Genomic DNA, 564 nt, shown 5'->3' with positions numbered 1-564 from the left:
TTCTTATGCTCGTGAGTTTGTGAGCGTAATAAATCGGCATATTCTTTGGTTTGCGAAAGCTGATCCGTTAAGTCGTTAATCTCATCGCGGAGTCGGAAACTCGACACCGCCCCAACCACTTCACCAGCAACAACAATCGGACTGCGGTTGGCAATGATCCGCTTATTGTTTAAATACAACTCAACATCGTGGTCGATGTCGCCTGTTGATAACAGCAGTTCTAAATCACTGCCTGCTAACACATCAGAAAGGCGCTGTTGATTGAGTGCTTTATCTCTATCGATGGATAAAATATCGCAGGCACTTTTGTTTATTGAGCGTAAGATACCGTTCTTATCGATACTTAAAATGCCCTCTTTAACAGTGCTCATGGTGACATCTAACTCAACATACAGTCGGCCTATCTCTTCAGGCTCAAAACCTAAAATAGCGCGCTGAAAACGACGAGATACATAACTCGAAATCAAAGCGTTGACCGCAACCACCAGCAACGCCATCACAATCAAAAAGGCCAAGTAAGGTTCGATTCGATCTTGCAAAGAATCCAATAGGTAACCAACTGAC

At 43.6% G+C, this 564-nt stretch carries 1 pseudogene; it reads right to left on the bottom strand.

Annotation, left to right across the window (positions count from 1 at the left end):
• A pseudogene (locus BCT81_RS22380) lies at positions 1-564 on the bottom strand (histidine kinase); the annotation flags it as partial.

This window comes from Vibrio sp. 10N.261.52.A1, from assembly GCF_002876325.1.
GTDB classification, from domain to species: Bacteria; Pseudomonadota; Gammaproteobacteria; order Enterobacterales; family Vibrionaceae; genus Vibrio; species Vibrio chagasii.
This window is presented reverse-complemented; position numbering and strand designations above follow the sequence as displayed.